The sequence below is a fragment of the Idiomarina sp. H2 genome (assembly GCF_004364275.1).
Taxonomy (GTDB): Bacteria; Pseudomonadota; Gammaproteobacteria; order Enterobacterales; family Alteromonadaceae; genus Idiomarina; species Idiomarina loihiensis.
This window is the reverse complement of record NZ_SNZY01000003.1, coordinates 350,525-366,266: the sequence shown is the minus strand read 5'-3', so window position 1 is coordinate 366,266 and position 15,742 is coordinate 350,525. Positions and strand designations below refer to the sequence as shown.

18 protein-coding genes are annotated in these 15,742 nt (G+C 46.4%); 12 read left to right on the top strand and 6 right to left on the bottom strand.

What is annotated here, in order from left to right:
* Positions 1-19 precede the first annotated feature (19 nt).
* A complete protein-coding gene (locus DET62_RS05800) occupies positions 20-334 on the top strand; it encodes an antibiotic biosynthesis monooxygenase (protein WP_110013325.1) in 315 nt (104 codons plus the stop codon).
* On the opposite strand, the gene DET62_RS05795 is transcribed toward DET62_RS05800, so the two are convergent.
* The gene (locus tag DET62_RS05795) at positions 331-1,326 is read right to left on the bottom strand and encodes a branched-chain amino acid aminotransferase (protein ID WP_110013324.1); all 996 of its coding nucleotides are present in this window, start codon (positions 1,324-1,326) and stop codon (positions 331-333) included. The genes DET62_RS05800 and DET62_RS05795 overlap by 4 nt on opposite strands.
* A 212-nt stretch (positions 1,327-1,538) precedes the next feature.
* Between DET62_RS05795 and DET62_RS05790 the strand changes: the two genes are divergently transcribed.
* Together DET62_RS05790 and arfB are read left to right on the top strand one after the other, a co-directional pair.
* On the top strand, positions 1,539-1,781 hold the full coding sequence (locus tag DET62_RS05790; RefSeq protein ID WP_110013323.1) for a hypothetical protein: 243 nt from the start codon (positions 1,539-1,541) through the stop codon (positions 1,779-1,781).
* A gap of 1 nt (position 1,782) precedes the next feature.
* Positions 1,783-2,193, top strand: a complete 411-nt coding sequence (arfB, locus tag DET62_RS05785) for an alternative ribosome rescue aminoacyl-tRNA hydrolase ArfB (RefSeq protein WP_110013322.1) — start codon at positions 1,783-1,785, stop codon at positions 2,191-2,193.
* Here the strand turns inward: arfB and DET62_RS05780 are convergent.
* The gene (locus tag DET62_RS05780; protein WP_110013321.1) at positions 2,190-2,384 is read right to left on the bottom strand and encodes a hypothetical protein; all 195 of its coding nucleotides are present in this window, start codon (positions 2,382-2,384) and stop codon (positions 2,190-2,192) included. The two genes, arfB and DET62_RS05780, sit on opposite strands and share 4 nt — an antisense overlap.
* Positions 2,365-2,784 (bottom strand): hypothetical protein, encoded by a 420-nt coding sequence (locus tag DET62_RS05775; protein ID WP_110013320.1) that lies wholly within the window; start codon positions 2,782-2,784, stop codon positions 2,365-2,367. Before DET62_RS05775 ends, DET62_RS05780 begins: the two co-directional genes overlap by 20 nt.
* Before the next feature lie 134 nt (positions 2,785-2,918).
* On the opposite strand from DET62_RS05775, the gene DET62_RS05770 reads away from it, so the two are divergent.
* Positions 2,919-3,578: a flavin reductase family protein gene (locus DET62_RS05770; protein WP_110013319.1), complete on the top strand. Its 660-nt coding sequence runs from the start codon at positions 2,919-2,921 to the stop codon at positions 3,576-3,578.
* Here the strand turns inward: DET62_RS05770 and DET62_RS05765 are convergent.
* Positions 3,565-4,749 (bottom strand): MFS transporter, encoded by a 1,185-nt coding sequence (locus DET62_RS05765; RefSeq protein WP_110013318.1) that lies wholly within the window; start codon positions 4,747-4,749, stop codon positions 3,565-3,567. The two genes, DET62_RS05770 and DET62_RS05765, sit on opposite strands and share 14 nt — an antisense overlap.
* A gap of 134 nt (positions 4,750-4,883) precedes the next feature.
* Here DET62_RS05765 and DET62_RS05760 point away from each other — a divergent pair, with 134 nt between their 5' ends.
* Both DET62_RS05760 and DET62_RS05755 read left to right on the top strand, forming a co-directional pair.
* Positions 4,884-5,198: a YebG family protein gene (locus tag DET62_RS05760; RefSeq protein ID WP_110013368.1), complete on the top strand. Its 315-nt coding sequence runs from the start codon at positions 4,884-4,886 to the stop codon at positions 5,196-5,198.
* Between the two features lie 76 nt (positions 5,199-5,274).
* On the top strand, positions 5,275-6,186 hold the full coding sequence (locus DET62_RS05755; protein ID WP_110013317.1) for a M14 family metallocarboxypeptidase: 912 nt from the start codon (positions 5,275-5,277) through the stop codon (positions 6,184-6,186).
* Positions 6,187-6,214: 28 nt separating this feature from the next.
* On the opposite strand, the gene DET62_RS05750 is transcribed toward DET62_RS05755, so the two are convergent.
* Entirely contained in the window at positions 6,215-7,465 is a 1,251-nt protein-coding gene (locus DET62_RS05750; RefSeq protein WP_110013316.1) for a DEAD/DEAH box helicase, read from the bottom strand.
* A 186-nt stretch (positions 7,466-7,651) separates the two neighbouring features.
* On the opposite strand from DET62_RS05750, the gene DET62_RS05745 reads away from it, so the two are divergent.
* The 4 genes from DET62_RS05745 to DET62_RS05730 all read left to right on the top strand — a co-directional run bounded on the left by DET62_RS05745 (position 7,652) and on the right by DET62_RS05730 (position 11,194).
* Entirely contained in the window at positions 7,652-9,139 is a 1,488-nt protein-coding gene (locus tag DET62_RS05745) for a methyl-accepting chemotaxis protein (protein ID WP_110013315.1), read from the top strand.
* The gene (locus DET62_RS05740) at positions 9,132-9,680 is read left to right on the top strand and encodes a DUF6436 domain-containing protein (protein ID WP_243734844.1); all 549 of its coding nucleotides are present in this window, start codon (positions 9,132-9,134) and stop codon (positions 9,678-9,680) included. The genes DET62_RS05745 and DET62_RS05740 overlap by 8 nt, the downstream gene beginning before the upstream one ends.
* 26 nt (positions 9,681-9,706) lie before the next feature.
* Entirely contained in the window at positions 9,707-10,609 is a 903-nt protein-coding gene (locus DET62_RS05735; protein WP_110013367.1) for a sensor domain-containing diguanylate cyclase, read from the top strand.
* 78 nt (positions 10,610-10,687) lie between these two features.
* A complete protein-coding gene (locus tag DET62_RS05730) occupies positions 10,688-11,194 on the top strand; it encodes a DUF2937 family protein (protein ID WP_110013313.1) in 507 nt (168 codons plus the stop codon).
* Here DET62_RS05730 and DET62_RS05725 read toward each other — a convergent pair.
* The gene (locus DET62_RS05725; protein ID WP_110013312.1) at positions 11,145-12,824 is read right to left on the bottom strand and encodes an isovaleryl-CoA dehydrogenase; all 1,680 of its coding nucleotides are present in this window, start codon (positions 12,822-12,824) and stop codon (positions 11,145-11,147) included. The two genes, DET62_RS05730 and DET62_RS05725, sit on opposite strands and share 50 nt — an antisense overlap.
* Before the next feature lie 126 nt (positions 12,825-12,950).
* On the opposite strand from DET62_RS05725, the gene DET62_RS05720 reads away from it, so the two are divergent.
* Positions 12,951-14,360 (top strand): diguanylate cyclase, encoded by a 1,410-nt coding sequence (locus DET62_RS05720; RefSeq protein WP_110013311.1) that lies wholly within the window; start codon positions 12,951-12,953, stop codon positions 14,358-14,360.
* A complete protein-coding gene (locus DET62_RS05715; RefSeq protein ID WP_243734845.1) occupies positions 14,357-15,718 on the top strand; it encodes an MBL fold metallo-hydrolase in 1,362 nt (453 codons plus the stop codon). Before DET62_RS05720 ends, DET62_RS05715 begins: the two co-directional genes overlap by 4 nt.
* The last annotated feature ends 24 nt before the right edge of the window (positions 15,719-15,742 follow it).

The window sequence follows — 15,742 nt, the reverse complement described above, 5'->3', positions numbered from 1 at the left end:
GAGTAACTGACGAGGGGTTATGAAATATATTTTCCAAGTCCGCATTAAAGACGGTCATAGGGCAGAGGAGTATGCCGAGGCCTGGGTGAAAGCCAGTCAAATTATTCAGCAGGCTCCGGGTGCCAGAGGTACCGAGTTGCATCGAAAAATAGGCGATGACAAAACGTTAATAGCCATTGCGTCCTGGAATAGTAAGGCACAGAGAGACGCAATGGAAGGTCAGCATAACCCAGAGGTTGCTGACATTATTCGTCGAGCTGCGCCTTTTTGTGAAATAACGCCAATAGGCGAGTTTGATGATCCTGAATGGGTGGTTTTGCCGTCCAAAAATTAAACTTTGGTGAGCCAGCCGTGCTTATCTTCTGCCTTACCCCATTGGATATCGTTGAGCGCCTTGCGAAGCTTCAATGTTGTTGCACCGGGAGTTCCGTCACTGACTGGGTATTCCTGCCCATTGTGAATTAGAGTGCCAACTGGAGCCAGAACTGCTGCTGTTCCGGATAACGCGGCTTCGGTGTGAGGTTTCGCTGCTCGTTCTAAAAGTTCTTCGACACTCAGTTCACGTTCCGAAACGGTCATTCCCATATCGCGTGCAATGGTCAGTATTGAATCGCGGGTTACCCCATGGAGAAAGCTACTGTCCAATGCCTTGGTAATAATTTCATTATCGTCAATAAGCAGGAAGTTAGCGGCTCCGGTCTCCTGAACGTCACCGTTCGGACAAAACAATACCTGATCGGCATTTACTGAAGCACGGGCCTGAAGAATGGGCTGTAATGCACTGGCGTAGTTGCCACCACTTTTTACCATGCCCATATGTGCAGCGCATCGAGAGCCGTCTTCTTCTAATAGTAAACGCAAAGTTTTATCACCACCGGAAAAGTAATCGCCAACCGGCGATAACAATACATAAAGCATCGAAGAGCTGGTGGGGGAGGCGGCTTTACCGATAGCCGCTTCGGTACCTATATGGGTAGGGCGTATGTACATTGATCCCGGCGGCTTTGGCACATCGTTAGCGTAATGCGCAACAACATCAATGATCATTTTTTGCAGCAGACTGGCATCAAATGCCGGCAGTGACAATAACTGACTACTTTGCTGCATACGTTCTATATTGCGGTTCATACGGAAAAGATTGATGGAACCGTTGTCATGACGAAAGGCTTTGAGACCTTCAAAGCACGTACTGGCGTAGTGCAGAACATGGGCACCGGGGTGCAGTTGTATTGAGTCAGAAGAGACGAGTTCAGGCGCACTCCAGTTTGAGTTCTCGAAAGCTGCCAACGTCATTTGCGGCATAAATACGGTACCAAAAGCTGCCATTAGATTATCCTGCTCGGTAAATAGTTGCGCAGTAATATACCATAAAATTTAACATTCGGATGACCGCTGCAGATATGATATTGCTGGAGAACCCGGATTTAATGAGCACAATTTTGCGCGGGACGTATTGAAAGCGCTGAAAAAAGACCCTCCGGTGAGAGTAGAAGAGTGATAGAATAGCATTCCATACCGACGGAAAAATAGAGCCTATTATGAGCGAAGAACAGCAAGTGACTCAAAGCAAACACACGCAACAATACACCGCCAATGGGAAAAGCGTAGAAATCGATATCTACCGCACCGAAGACAGTGGCTGGATTTTGGAAATTGTTGACGAGAATAATAATTCGACCCTTTGGGAAGATGAATTTGAGAAAGAAGACGACGCGCTTGCTGAAGCTTTAGACGCTTTAAAAGAAGAAGGCATTGATAACTTTATTGAACCTGCTGAGTAAAATGATCAGAGTTTCACAACGAGTTGAACTCGCAGATCATGAAATAGAATGGCAGTTCATTCGCTCTAGTGGGGCGGGAGGGCAAAACGTCAATAAAGTGGCCACCGCCGCTCAGCTGATTTTTGATATTCAGGCTTCTTCTCTGCCCGACTTTTATAAACAACGGCTACTTAACAAGTCAGATCATCGTATTACTCAAAGTGGCAAAGTGATTATTAAATGCCAGGAAACCCGGAGCCAGGCGCGCAATCGTGAACTGGCATTGGAGCAGCTCATTGAACTAATTCGCAGTGTTGCCCAGGTTCAAAAGAAGCGTATTCCGACAAAGCCCAGCCGTTCTGCCAAAGAGAGGCGACTGACCAGTAAAAAACAGCTGGGACAGAAAAAGGCGCTTAGAAAAAAAGAATTTTAACTGCCAAACTTCATTAATGCACTGCTGCAATTGATTCGTGCGCATTCTAGTATCAGCTGCTTTAGCTCGCATTGACTGCAATAGTCGCAGCAACGTATATCACTGGCAACGAGTCTTTGCTCAAGCAGTAGTTTTTTTAGCTGTTCTTTGCTCATTGAAAGCTGTAAGCGTTCAGGTTTGTTCCTGCGCATAACCCGTCTCCTCTAATTGCTTCATATAATGTCCCAGGCAGCGCGAATGCTGACAACCAGCGATAAGCAATTGATAGCAGTAACGACATAACTCGTTTAATGCTTGAGTTGCGGCATTGTTCTGCCATTGCCTCAGTTGCGCAACGCTCTCTTGTTGGAACTCGTAGGCTTGCCTTTGTCGGTGGCGACGAATCTGAATGGCAATGAGTAAGATTGAGCAAGTGGTGTAATTTTGAACAGCGTTACCTGCAAGTGCCGGTTCATTGAAAACGTGAGTTGCAGATTCGCGCGCCCGTAGGAGAAAAATCGTTGCAGATTCGTAGTTCTTTCGACCGATTAACGACGTAGCCGTTTTTAGCTGCGCCTGACTATTAAAGTAATTTTTATAGGTGTCAGTCATTCGATATCCTTTACTCTGGCTCTAAATAAACAAGTTAACGCAAATGATAATAGTTCGCAATAAGTTGTTTGTAAACGATCGTAATGAGAAAAGTGAACGTATAACGACGTTATTAAAGAAAAAGTGGAGTTTGAATGAAAATCTATAAGCAGCAAGACTTGGCGAATATGGAAGATGGAGAAAGAACGCGTTTTGTTAACTGCCTATCGGGTTTTAAAAGTGCAAACGTCGTCGGAACCCGGGACAGACACCAGCAAAACAACTTAGCGATGATAAGCTCGGTGGTGCATTTAGGAAGCAACCCGCCTTTTTTCGGGTTTGTTATGCGGCCGCAATCGGTAAGCAGGCACACGTGGGAAAATATTGAGGAAAGCGGGGTGTACACCATAAATCAGGTCAGTGAAACGTTTTTCCACAAGGCGCACCAGACTTCAGCACGTTATCCGCGGGAAACGTCTGAGTTTGAAGCTTGCGGCCTGACACCTGAATTTATGGATGGATTTCATGCACCTTATGTGGCCGAGAGTGCCCTTAGAATTGGTATGCAACTGGTCGAAATTATTCCCATACAACATAATGACACCGCATTAATTGTGGGCGAGGTACGCTGGGTTGAGGTAAAAGAAGAGGCGGTAAAATCGGATGGTTTCATTGATATTGAAGCACTGGGTACTATGACTATTTCTGGGCTGGATGGTTATCATAAAACGCAGCGGGCAGCGCGTTTGTCTTACGCGAAGCCGGGGGAAGAGCTACAGGAGCTGGATGTGGACGGACAGCCTAAAGACTCATAATATCCGGTGTTTTGCGGCTGTGTTTTTTAGTAATCCAGAACAACAATAATCCGGCTAATGAAAGCGCGCAGCCGACCCAGCCCGTGCCTTGCCAGCTAAGGGGTGAAATAATGGCTAGACCGCCTAGCCAGGCTCCTAAAGCGTTTGCCGCATTGAATGCTGAATGGTTCAGTGAAGCGGCCAGCGTCTGGGCTTCTCCGGCAACGTCCATCAAACGTACCTGAAGTGCTGGAACCAAAGCGGCCGCGCTACCCAGTAATAGTATCATTGGCATGATGCTCCACAGGCTTTGCAATGTGAAGGGGAAAATTGCCAACACCACCGCTGACCAGGCTAAAGAACCGCCAATGGTTAGTTTCAGGCTTTGGTCTGCTGCCCAGCCACCAACTAAACTGCCAGCTAAAGAACCTATCCCATAAATGAGTAACGCGACAGGTATCCAGTGAGGCGCCAAGCCTGTCGCATTTAGTAGTGTGGGTGCAATATAGCTTAGAACGGCAAACATACCTCCGAAACCAATAGCGCCTATTGCCAATGTCAGCCAGACTTGAGGATTTTGTAAGGCCTTCATTTCGCTCCTGGCAGAGGTTTTTTGCTCTTTGGGGTGTCGCGGTACGACAAAGAAAATCATGACCATAGCGAATAAGCCTATGGCGCCCACGGTGTGGTAAACAGTGCGCCAGTCAATTAGTTGCCCGAGCCAGGTCGCCAGTGGATTGCCGACGAGAATAGCAATGGTCAGCCCCATCATGACCATAGTTACTGCCATTCCGCGTTGATTCTTGCGGACCATGTCGGCGGCGACCAAACAGGCGATGCCAAAATAAGCACCGTGCGGCAGACCCGTTAGAAAACGCAATATTTGCAGTAGCGAGTAACTTTGTGCTGAAGCGCTGGCAAAGTTACCCAAGGCAAACGCAATTAGCAGAACAAGCAACATTGGCTTACGGGGAAAACGCGCAAATAAAATAGTAATAAGTGGTGCACCGATAACCACTCCCAGAGCATAAAGACTGATCAGGTGGCCGGTCTGTCTGGTATCGGTATTAAAGTCGGCAGCTACGTCAGGTAGTAAGCCCATAATGACAAATTCACCAATACCAATAGCAAAACTGCCAATTGCCATGGCAAAGATAGCCAGTTGAACCTGTGCTTTAGAGAACTGAGTCATGGGTCAGATTTGCTTCCTGTATTAGTAAGGCCGATTGGGATTGCGCAGTTTAGCGAATGCAGCGGGTATTGCAATCTATGTTACTTTACTGTACAAATAAACAGTATATTTACACCTCAGCAAAGGACCACACCATGGCTGTAGTAACCCAATATGTAGTTATTCGTGACGGAGCCGAGAAAATGACATTTACCTCAAAAGCCGAAGCCGATGCGCACGATAAAGTTCTGGATATGGCAGAAGCGCTAAACCCGTTGATCAAAGATAGTGGGCTTTTTACGGACGAACAGCAGCGTGAAGACATGGCTTTGTTTTTAGCAAAAGAACGGGAAAACATACTTATTGCTTTAGGCGCGAAAAAGCCGAAGAAACCAAAAGCTGAAAAAGCGCCGGTGGATAAGCCTGAGCCAACAAAAACAAGTGATAAGGAATCATCAAAAGCCGCTTAATTTGCACCAATAACATTTAGTGCATACACCGTTTTTGGTAACATGCTTATCTTGTTTTAATGAATAGGATCAGAATATGACGCAACAGACAATTTATCATATTGGAACGCCTAATAAGCCCTGGGGTGCAGAAGAAAAAGCCCAATGGCTGGCTGAGCAAAGTAAAAAGCGCTCATACTTTGATGATGTGGTCAGCAAAATTGAAACCTTTAAAAGTGATTTCAATGTAGAGCAATACGGTGAGCTTGCTTACGAAAGTGCTACTTATCCTTTATTCGCGGTCAGAAGCAAAGACTGGGATACGGCAAAGCCTACTGTGTTGGTAACGGGTGGTGTTCACGGTTACGAAACCAGTGGTGTTCACGGTGCATTGCGTTTTATTGAAACTAAAGCAAGACAGTACCAAACAGATTTTAACGTTGTCGTTGCGCCTTGTTTAAGTCCGTGGGGTTACGAAACTATTAATCGTTGGAATCCGTCTGCTATCGATCCTAATCGTTCATTTGTGGCGGATTCGCCTGCGGGTGAGTGTGCGCATATTATGAATTATGTTGCTGGTTTGGGCGTAGATATTCTGGCACATATTGACTTGCATGAAACCACGGATACCGATAACAGCGAGTTCCGTCCTGCAAAGGCGGCGATGGATGGAACCGTTAATACAAACTGGAATATTCCGGATGGATTCTACTTGGTTGGTAACTCAGAAAAACCGTACCCGGAGTTTCAAAAAGCGGTACTCGATTCTGTAGAAACCGTGACTCATATTGCGGATGCCGATAGTGAAGATAAGCTGATAGGCGAAGATATTGCTCAACGGGGCGTTATTCTGTTACCCACGGCAAAAATGGGGCTTTGTATAAGTTTCAGTAAAGCGGAATATGCAACCACAACAGAAGTCTACCCGGACAGCCCGAAAGCCACTCCAGAGCAATGTATAGAGGCTCAAGTTGCTGCAGTCACGGGAGGTCTGGACTTTTTAAAGTAAAGCCCAGACCTGTTTTTAGGCTGTTAAATTAACGTCGTGCGTCCGGCCGCTTTTGTCTGGGGGCGCGACGAGAGTTCTGAGGGCGGCCAGTTCGAGGCTTCTGAATTGGCTCCGCTTTTATGCTGGGGTCGGGTTCAAAGCCCGGAATAACCTCTTTAGGTATATCGTTCTTTGTCAGTTTCTCTATATCGCGCAATAGCTTGTGTTCGTCAATACAAACTAAAGATGCGGCTTCCCCTTCGCTTCCGGCACGGCCGGTACGGCCAATTCGGTGCACGTAATCTTCAGCTACCTGGGGTAGTTCAAAATTAATAACGTGCGGTAGTTCATCAATATCAATACCACGTGCTGCGATATCGGTTGCCACCAGCACTCGCAGTTTGCCTGCTTTAAATTGTGCCAAAGCTTTGGTTCTGGCTCCCTGACTTTTATTGCCGTGGATTGCCATAGCCGGGAGGCCATCATCAGTTAGCTGGGTTGCCAGTCGGTTAGCGCCATGCTTTGTGCGAGTAAAGACCAGCACCTGTCGCCAATTCCGGCTACCAATTAAGTAACTAAGTAACTCTCTTTTACGCTTTTTATCCACGGGGTAAACCCGCTGTTGTATGGTATCTGCCGCTGCATTTTGGCGTGCTACTTCAACCAGTTTCGGCTGTTGCATAAACTGCTGAGCTAACGCTTTTATCTCGGTTGAGAAAGTAGCAGAGAACAGGAGTGTCTGCCGTTTTTCCGGAATCAGTTTCATGACTTTTTTTATGTCATGAATAAAGCCCATATCTAACATCCGGTCGGCCTCATCCAGAATCAGTACGTCTATTTGACTCAGATCTACGGTTCCCTGACGGCTGTGGTCCAGCAAGCGACCAGGCGTTGCCACCAGAATATCGACCCCGCGGCGTAAAGCATTAATTTGAGGGTTAATACCGACACCACCAAAAATAACCAGAGATTTGAGGCCTGTATATTTGGCATAAGTATTCAGGTTGTCTTCAACCTGTGCCGCAAGCTCACGAGTTGGCGTTAAAATCAACGCTTTAATGATTGGTTTACCTTCAGTCTTCGCACTGGATAATTTATGCAGCAGTGGAAGAGTAAAACCTGCGGTTTTTCCGGTCCCCGTTTGCGCAGCAGCTAATAAATCGTGACCAGCCATGACGGTTGGAATGGCTTGCTGTTGAATTGGGGTGGGGGTGGTATAACCGCATTCAGTAACGGCTCGTAAAATATCGTCGCTCAATCCTAGTGACTGGAATGAGTTTTGGTTTTGTTCTGTGGACATGAAACTCCGGGAGTTATGGTAGTAGACACCACACGAATGCGGCTTTTCGGCAGTATATCATAAATACGGGTAAACCTTTATTTAGAAACAAGCGTATTAGGGTAACTTTTTCTTGATTTGATGAAAAAGTGAGCGCATCATTCGCGCCGCTTGCCTCCCTCACTGAGGGTGTTTTGAGGATATTTTATGTTGTACCGCCCTTGGGTTTATTCAGCCAATCGAGTTTTTAACGGGGTGCTGCTGGTTCAGTTACTCATCACTTTTTTCATTGCGTTTCTTACTGACGACTGGTTTGTTCCCGTTTTACTGTCATTACTCATTGTTTCTTTACCTTTACTACTTATTAGAGTTGCAGGTCAAAGTAAACTGACAAGACATGTGATTGCTGCAGCTGTTCAGTTGATTACAGCAGTGCATATTGATCAGACCATGGGTCTGGTAGAAATGCATTTTGAAATTTTTGTGGTGATGGCGTTCCTCATTTATTACCGAGATTGGACAATTGTTGTCACCAGTGTCGCGGTGGTCGCAGTACATCACATTCTGTTCTTTATCCTGCAGTCCAGTGGTGCCGATGTTTATATTTTTGCTGAGGGTTACGTCACCTTAGGGATCCTAGCCATTCATGCAGGCTTTGCGGTAGCTGAGGCGGGTGTACTTTGCGTTATAGCTAAGCAAAGTGATACCGAAGCAATGAGTGCACAGACATTACGTAACAGCATTGCCGATATCGTCAAGCAACCAGAACAACTCAATTTGATGGTCGATGTCAGCGGTGAGACGAAGGAAGTTGAGGCCTTTAAAAACTTATTGCTTCAGTTCCAGACTAATATTCAACACACCCGCAGCTTATCAAAACAGGTACAGGATGTTTCGAGCACATTGTCTCGTGAGAGCTCCGAACTTATCAAAAGTCGGCAGGTCAGCTCACAGGAAGTTGACAGCATTGCCAGTGCAATTGAGCAGATGGCGGTTACAATTAGCAGTATTTCAGAGCAGGCGAATTCCGCCAAAGTGTCGGCGGAAGAGTCAATTGACCTTTCAGAACAGGCGGCAGGTGTATCTGTGACAGCTGCTCATTCCATAAACTCACTAAAAAATGATGTTCTGGCAGCTAACGAAAAGTTGACGTCTTTAAACAAGCAGTGCCATCAAATATCCGATGTTATCGGAGCCATTAATGACATCACCAAGCAAACCAATTTATTGGCTCTGAATGCGGCTATCGAGGCTGCCAGGGCGGGTGAAGAAGGACGAGGTTTTGCAGTGGTAGCTGACGAAGTAAGATCGTTAGCCGCCACTACAGGAAAAAATGCTGAACAAATTAGTCAAATTAGCCAAAATATACTTACTGAAGTGGCTGAAGCGGTCAACTCAATGGAAGCCTGTGTTCAGCAGATTGATGAAGCGGTAACCTATTCAGAAGACTCTGGCGTCGCGATGAAAACTGTTGCGGGGCGCATTAATGACGTGACTCAAAAAGTCATTTCAGTTGCCGCAGCTACTGAAGAACAGAGAAACGCAAGTGAAGATATTTCACGTTCAGCGCAGACAATGAGAGAACTGTCCGAAGCAGAAACTCACTTGTTGCTCAACGGGCAGGAAAACGGAACGACGCTAAAAGCTGTCTCAACCAAACTTGACTCAGAAGTGGGGCGCTTTATCGTTGACTAAGCTATCAGGGAAAACCCGAACTCGTTGGCTCATTATGACCATTTTTGCCTGGTTTGCATTAGTTCTCTGGGGCTTGAGTTACTTACTGGAACAACGCTTGGTCTGGTTTGATGAAAAGAGTCAATTACTTGAGCTGGGCAATAACGGTGAACTAGCGCAGCCGTTGATAACTGAGCTGAGAAATCGAGGGTTCTCGTTAAGCGGGAGCGTTTTTCATATTAGCTCAGAAAGTTGTAACTGTAATTGGCGCAGTGCCGGACATACCAGTAGCGTAAAGCGGCAAGTAACGGAGTCAGGTGGCAGGAACCACAACATTGATATAGATCAATTCAATGAGCTAAAAAGGTTCGTTCCTGCAACCCCAGCCATTATTATGTTTAATAAGTCATCAGAATTAATTTACCTTGGGCCCTACGCCGATGGTGCATTTTGTACAACTGAAAGTAGTTTTGTGGAAGCATTAATTCCTTTAGTTTCAATGGAAGAGAAGGCTCCCGAATGGATTAATACCGTTGCAAAAGGGTGCTATTGCAGCGTTTAATTTGGTCAGAGAGCGGAGCCAGTAAAATGGAAGCAAGACAAACCTTTATAGAGTTTCTGGAAGTGATTCCGGACGGGGCTATTGTTATTAATCGAAAGGGCTTAATTATTGCTGTTAATCAGGCCGCAGCGTCCATGTTTCGCTATTCCTCGTCTTCTATGCTGGAGCTGCACCTTAACCAGTTACTTCCCGAAGAGGTTCGTGAAAGACATGACCAGCATTTAGCGACGTTTTTCAAACACCCGGGGCGACGCTCTATGGGAAACGGGTTAATCTTTTCAGCCATTCGCAGAGACGGTTCAACTTTTCATGTTGATATCATGCTTAATCAGCTCGAATTGGAAGGTGAGCTGTATGGTATTGCCATAGTACGCGACTACACTTTGCAAAAGAAAGCTGAAGATAAAATTCGTCTGGAACTGGAATTTGAAAAGCGTCAAGCGCTGACTGACCACTTAACCGGCATTATGAACCGACGAGCGTTTACCGCACAGTTACAAGGTGAAATTGAGCAGCTGGCAGAACATGGAACACCCTTCGCGGTTAGCTTTATCGATTTGGATGACTTTAAAGACGTTAACGATGAGCATGGGCATCATTTTGGGGATGAGGTTCTGCAGAAAATTGCTCAACTGATTCGCTTGCACAGTCGCCATACCGACTATGTTGCCCGCATTGGCGGCGACGAGTTTGCGACCATACACCCCATGATTTCTGCTAATGATGCACAGCAGATGATGCAGCGAATGCGCAGTGAATTAGTTAGTGGCATTGACCATGCTGAACTGCCGGTAACTTTGTCGATTGGATTGTGCCAGTGTGATAGACCTTCAGAGCATTACACCATAGAAGATATTATGGCGAGGGCAGACAAGGCTATGTACCAGGCAAAGAAAGAGGGTAAAAATGCGGTCGTGCTTACCAATTAACTGTAATAAAACGTAATTAAGTTTGATTGTTGCTAAAGGTCTACTCTAAAGTGGTTTAAGGACTTTTAAGGAGAGACCATGGGAATCTTCACATCCTATCTACGAATGATTTTACTGATTATAGGCGTATTGGCAGGAATACAGCTGCCTGGGTTTGTCGATCAGTATGGGAAGAGCTTGCAGGCACATTTGATTGAATCTGAGCGAAGTCTCAATGAATTCCGCGATGAAGCAGAAACGTTTTTTGATGGCAGCATTGAAGAACTTATTGCCCATTATCAAGCCAGTAACGACAGAGTGTTTCAGGATGGCGGACGGAGTATCAGCGCGATTTTTCAGCGTTACCAGCAGCTAAATAAAGCGCATCAGAATTTTAACCGAAATGTTTGGAGTGCATATCAACAGGCGTTTTTCACGCCTGTGGAAGATATTCAGCAAGAGGTTAGAAGCGACTTTTCTTACACCGTAAGACTGAACCCCGGTGCTATTTTGTTTGGCCTGGTTTCGGGTTTAATTTTGGCTGTATTGGGCGAACTTATTGTCCGTCTGCTGGCGAGGCCCTTTCGACAATCGCAGCGCAGTTAAGCCCGCTGGGTAGTGTGCCGTAATTAAACCCGCCATTAACATCAAGCCGACCCGCGCAAAAGGCGCCCGCCATCTCTGGGCTGGCATGTTGAATCAATAACGCAGCCTGGAGGCCAACGGCCATAGAATCAGCAATGGTGCGAGCTCGATATTGTAGTGTCTTGGTATGAGTAAACTGCTCCTTTAATTTGCTGATAAACTGGTCTAATCGTTTGTCAGCGCCTTTTGCACGTTGCAATTCTGCGAAATAAGCATCCAGAACGTCAGGCTGTTTCTCTATGGCTCTCAGAATATCGAGGCACTGAACATTACCACTGCCTTCCCATATGGCGTTGACGGGTGATTCGCGAAAGAGCCTTGGCATAATGTGATTTTCCATAACACCGCTTCCACCAATGACCTCCATAGCTTCATAGGCATGATTAGGCGTTCGTTTACAGATCCAGTACTTTCCAACCGGCGTGGCAATGCGCGATAATAATTTTTCATGCTCGTTATCCTGGTTATCCATTGCCCGTGCCATTCGCATCATGTAAGTCATGGCGGCTTCACTTTCCAGAGCCAGATCAGCCAGTAGGTTCTGCATCAGCGGCTGTTCACTTAATTTAGCGCCGAAAGCTTCGCGATGGCTGGCATGATGAATAGCCTGAACCACGGCCTGCCGCATACCGGCAGAGGACCCAATCATGCAGTCATAACGTGTGGTTGCGACCATCTCGATGATGGTTCGAACGCCTCGGCCTTCTTCGCCCACCATCCAGCCCAAAGCCCCGCGAAGTTCAGTTTCACTTGAAGCGTTCGCGGCATTGCCCATTTTCTGTTTCAGTTGCTGGATTTGGATGGGGTTTTTGGAGCCATCAGGACGCCATCTCGGAACTAAAAAGCAAGACAGTCCACTGTTCGTTTGTGCAAGCACTAAAAAGGCGTCACACATGGGAGCGGAGACAAACCATTTATGACCAATCAGTTCGTACGCCTGACCGGCACCTTCTTTGGAGACTGGATAAGCCCGTGTGCTGTTGCGTCTGACATCTGAACCACCTTGTTTTTCTGTCATTGCCATACCAATGGTGACAGCACTTTTTTCGGTGTGCGGAATATTTCTTGAATCGTAATGCCGCGCGGTAATTTTCGGACCCCATTCCTTTAGCAAGTCAGGCTGATGCCTTAGTGCCGGTATAGAAGCAAAGGTCATGGTAATAGGGCAGCCGTGCGACGCTTCTACCTGTGTGTGAAGATAATACTTGGCTGCCCGGGCGACATGGGCCCCTGGTGTCGGGTCGCTCCACGGACTTGCGTGCAGCCCATGTTCAATGGCTGTTGTCATTAATTGATGATAGCTAGGATGGAAGTCGACCTGATCAATACGGTGTCCGTAACGGTCATGAGTACGTAACTCAGGCTGGTACTTGTTGGCCTGGAACCCCAACTCAATGTTTTCCTTTTTACCCGCCAGTTCACCAAAAGCAGTAAGGTCAGAATCAGCCCAATCGGCACCTTCGCGTATCAAGGCCTTCTGCAGTGCTTTATCGGCCAGATAGAGATTATAATTTTCTAGCGGCTTTGGCTGGTTCTCGACTTCGTGCGTGCTAGCCATAAATTGCTTGGCTTGTGGGTAGTTCTGAGTCATTTCTTACTCCTTGTTATGCTTGAGTGAAGCAAGAGAAGGTTTATTCGTCAATAGACTAATGGTTGCCTTTTGAACGTTTTTTGATAACAGTAAGAGTAACCACTAAAAATAAATGCAGTTATTACCTTGCTTCAAACTATTATTCGAAACTTAATACTTGCTGTTACCTGGATCTTTCTATGGCGCGTAGCGGCCGTAATGGAGTACGGCCCACACGCCAGCATCTGGTTTCCTCCGGCCGGGCTGACATTTGCTGCCTTCCTGGTTATGAGTTGGCGGGCTTTTCCGGCTATTCTTGTTGCCGGAGTTGTAACCACATTCTGGGTTTCTCAGTTATACGCAGATGATACCGCCGCAAGTGCGCTGTTAACTACCGGTATTATTTTTGGCTTTGCTCATACGTTACCTTATTTTTTAGGGGCCTGGCTGTTGCGGTCAAAACTTACGAGGCTGGGCAGTTATGGTCTTGCCAGTACTATAATGATGTTTCTTGGCGTTGCCGCTGCTTCATCATTTTGTGCGGCCTGGCTGGGTACTGAAGCCATGATTTCAGGTAAGCTGCTGGAAGCTGATGCTATTTGGTATACGTGGTTGCCTTGGTGGATAGGGGATATGAGTGGCGTTATTGTTCTCTCTCCTCTTTTTATTGCCATGATGAGTTGGCGTTACCCCCAATTGGAGCGTTGGTTGGGGGGCTTAAGCTTTGCAGTTAAAACTGGGGGCCACCGTTCTTTTTTGCCGAAGCTACTGCTTATTCTGCTATTGTTGCTTTTAAGCTTACTATTGACGGCAACCGCAAATAAAGATGAAGCAGCTTTCTCGATATTTTTCCTGATTCTTCCCTTATTGTGGGTTTCCTATACTGAATCTCCTTTAAACACGGCCATATCGTTGGCGTTATTCAGCACTTTTACGGCATTTTCTGTCGGTATATTAGGGTTGATGGATTACGCAATAGTTTATCAATTTGCCGTTATCATCATTGCGGCTAGTGCCTGGTTCGGATTAACGGTTCCAACACTCATAGCTCATAATGAGCTGCTTACCCGTCAGATTTCTGAAGATGGCTTGACGAAAGCGGCTTCCCGTGAACACTTTATGCAGAGCGCAGACTCTCTGATCAACCTTAATAAGCGTCAGAATAAACCTGTTTCATTGATCATGTTCGATGTGGATGAGTTTAAAAAGATCAATGATAATTACGGGCACATAGCCGGTGATCGTGCTTTGGTTCAGGTGACAAACATTGTTTCTTCGGTTTTAAGAAATAGTGATTTGCTTGGGCGTTTTGGTGGTGACGAATTTATGATTCTATTGCCAGAGAGCTCGCTTGAGTTCGCTGAAGAAACGGCTGAAAGACTACGATCGAGAATAAACGAGGCGAGACCGGAAGGAACTAACCAGACAATTTCATGTAGCTTTGGGGTGGCTGAAGTTGTACCGGATGAGCATATTATGGCAACCATCGACCGTGCCGATAAAGCGCTGCTAGCAGCGAAGCGGCAGGGTAAAAACCGCATAGCCAGGGAGAAATGATGCGCATTGTATTTTTAGGTGGGGCGGAAACCGTCACTGGGTCGAAGTATTTAGTGGAAACCGGATCGACCCGGATTCTTATCGACTGTGGACTTTTTCAGGGCTATAAATGGCTTCGTCGACGTAACTGGCAGCCGCTACCTATGGGAATAAACCAAGTGGATGGTGTGGTTTTGACGCACGCGCATCTTGATCATTCTGGATTTGTTCCTGTGCTTTATAAAGCGGGCTTTCGCGGGCCCGTTTTTGCGCATCATGCAACATCCGGCCTATGTGACATTCTCCTGACCGATAGTGGACGTATTCAGGAGGAAGATGCGAAATATCTGGGTAAGCATAAGTTGAGTCGACATGAAAAGCCCGAACCTTTGTACGATGAAGCGACAGCAAAGTCGGCTATGAGGCTATTTCAGGGCGTTGAGTTCCATGAACAGTTTGAAATAGGTGATATCAAGGTTACTTTGCAGCCAGCGGGTCATATTTTAGGGGCATCAAGTGTCATTATTGAAGCCGAAGGAAAAAAAGTTGGCTTTTCCGGAGATGTTGGGCGGCCGCAAGATATCATGATGTACCCACCCGAGCCTTTACCTGAACTCGACCTGCTGCTACTTGAGTCGACTTATGGTGATAGAGTGCACAAGGAAACTGAAGATGCAGAAGACCAACTTGCTGAAGTGGTTAAAGAAACCTCTGAGGCCGGAGGCGTTTTATTAATTCCAAGCTTTTCAGTGGGCAGGGCACAGCTATTGCAGTACCTGTTAGTCAAGCTTATGGAAGAAGGTCGAATACCCAGACAACCTATTTATTTAGATTCCCCTATGGCAATTAATGTATCCGGTCTTTATCAACGGTTCCATCAACTGCATCGGCTGTCAGACTCTGACTGTTCCAGAACCTTTGGTGCAGTTGAATATACGCGTTCTGTTGATGAGTCTAAAGCCATTGCATCTCAATCTGGTCCACACATTATTATTGCGGGCAGTGGTATGGCAACAGGTGGTCGGATTCTCCATCATTTTAAGCGTTGGCTAAGCGATCACCGGTCAACCGTCCTGTTTAGCGGGCATCAAGCAGGGGGGACTCGCGGAGCAAAAATGTTGCAGGGTGTAGAGTCGATTAAGCTGCATGGCCAGTGGCTTCCTGTGAAAGCACGAATACGATCGCTGGAAGGGTTGTCTGGACATGCCGATTATCAGGAGATAACTGACTGGCTCCGGCATTCAGAATTAAAGCCGAACACACCAATTCAGCTAGTGCATGGCGAACCAGAGGCACTTGAAACCTTCCGTGATCATCTAATGAAGAATACGTCTTATAATGTGGAAGTTGCTGATTACTATGGGGTGTATAACCTGTAACGGAGTCTGCTAAAATAGCCGGGT

Coding starts and splice junctions, on each gene's coding strand:
- DET62_RS05800 (WP_110013325.1), top strand. CDS start 20: ATGAAATATATTTTCCAAGTCCGCATTAAAGACGGTCATAGGGCAGAG.
- DET62_RS05795 (WP_110013324.1), bottom strand. CDS start 1,326: ATGGCAGCTTTTGGTACCGTATTTATGCCGCAAATGACGTTGGCAGCT.
- DET62_RS05790 (WP_110013323.1), top strand. CDS start 1,539: ATGAGCGAAGAACAGCAAGTGACTCAAAGCAAACACACGCAACAATAC.
- arfB (WP_110013322.1), top strand. CDS start 1,783: ATGATCAGAGTTTCACAACGAGTTGAACTCGCAGATCATGAAATAGAA.
- DET62_RS05780 (WP_110013321.1), bottom strand. CDS start 2,384: ATGCGCAGGAACAAACCTGAACGCTTACAGCTTTCAATGAGCAAAGAA.
- DET62_RS05775 (WP_110013320.1), bottom strand. CDS start 2,784: ATGACTGACACCTATAAAAATTACTTTAATAGTCAGGCGCAGCTAAAA.
- DET62_RS05770 (WP_110013319.1), top strand. CDS start 2,919: ATGAAAATCTATAAGCAGCAAGACTTGGCGAATATGGAAGATGGAGAA.
- DET62_RS05765 (WP_110013318.1), bottom strand. CDS start 4,749: ATGACTCAGTTCTCTAAAGCACAGGTTCAACTGGCTATCTTTGCCATG.
- DET62_RS05760 (WP_110013368.1), top strand. CDS start 4,884: ATGGCTGTAGTAACCCAATATGTAGTTATTCGTGACGGAGCCGAGAAA.
- DET62_RS05755 (WP_110013317.1), top strand. CDS start 5,275: ATGACGCAACAGACAATTTATCATATTGGAACGCCTAATAAGCCCTGG.
- DET62_RS05750 (WP_110013316.1), bottom strand. CDS start 7,465: ATGTCCACAGAACAAAACCAAAACTCATTCCAGTCACTAGGATTGAGC.
- DET62_RS05745 (WP_110013315.1), top strand. CDS start 7,652: ATGTTGTACCGCCCTTGGGTTTATTCAGCCAATCGAGTTTTTAACGGG.
- DET62_RS05735 (WP_110013367.1), top strand. CDS start 9,707: ATGGAAGCAAGACAAACCTTTATAGAGTTTCTGGAAGTGATTCCGGAC.
- DET62_RS05730 (WP_110013313.1), top strand. CDS start 10,688: ATGGGAATCTTCACATCCTATCTACGAATGATTTTACTGATTATAGGC.
- DET62_RS05725 (WP_110013312.1), bottom strand. CDS start 12,824: ATGACTCAGAACTACCCACAAGCCAAGCAATTTATGGCTAGCACGCAC.
- DET62_RS05715 (WP_243734845.1), top strand. CDS start 14,357: ATGATGCGCATTGTATTTTTAGGTGGGGCGGAAACCGTCACTGGGTCG.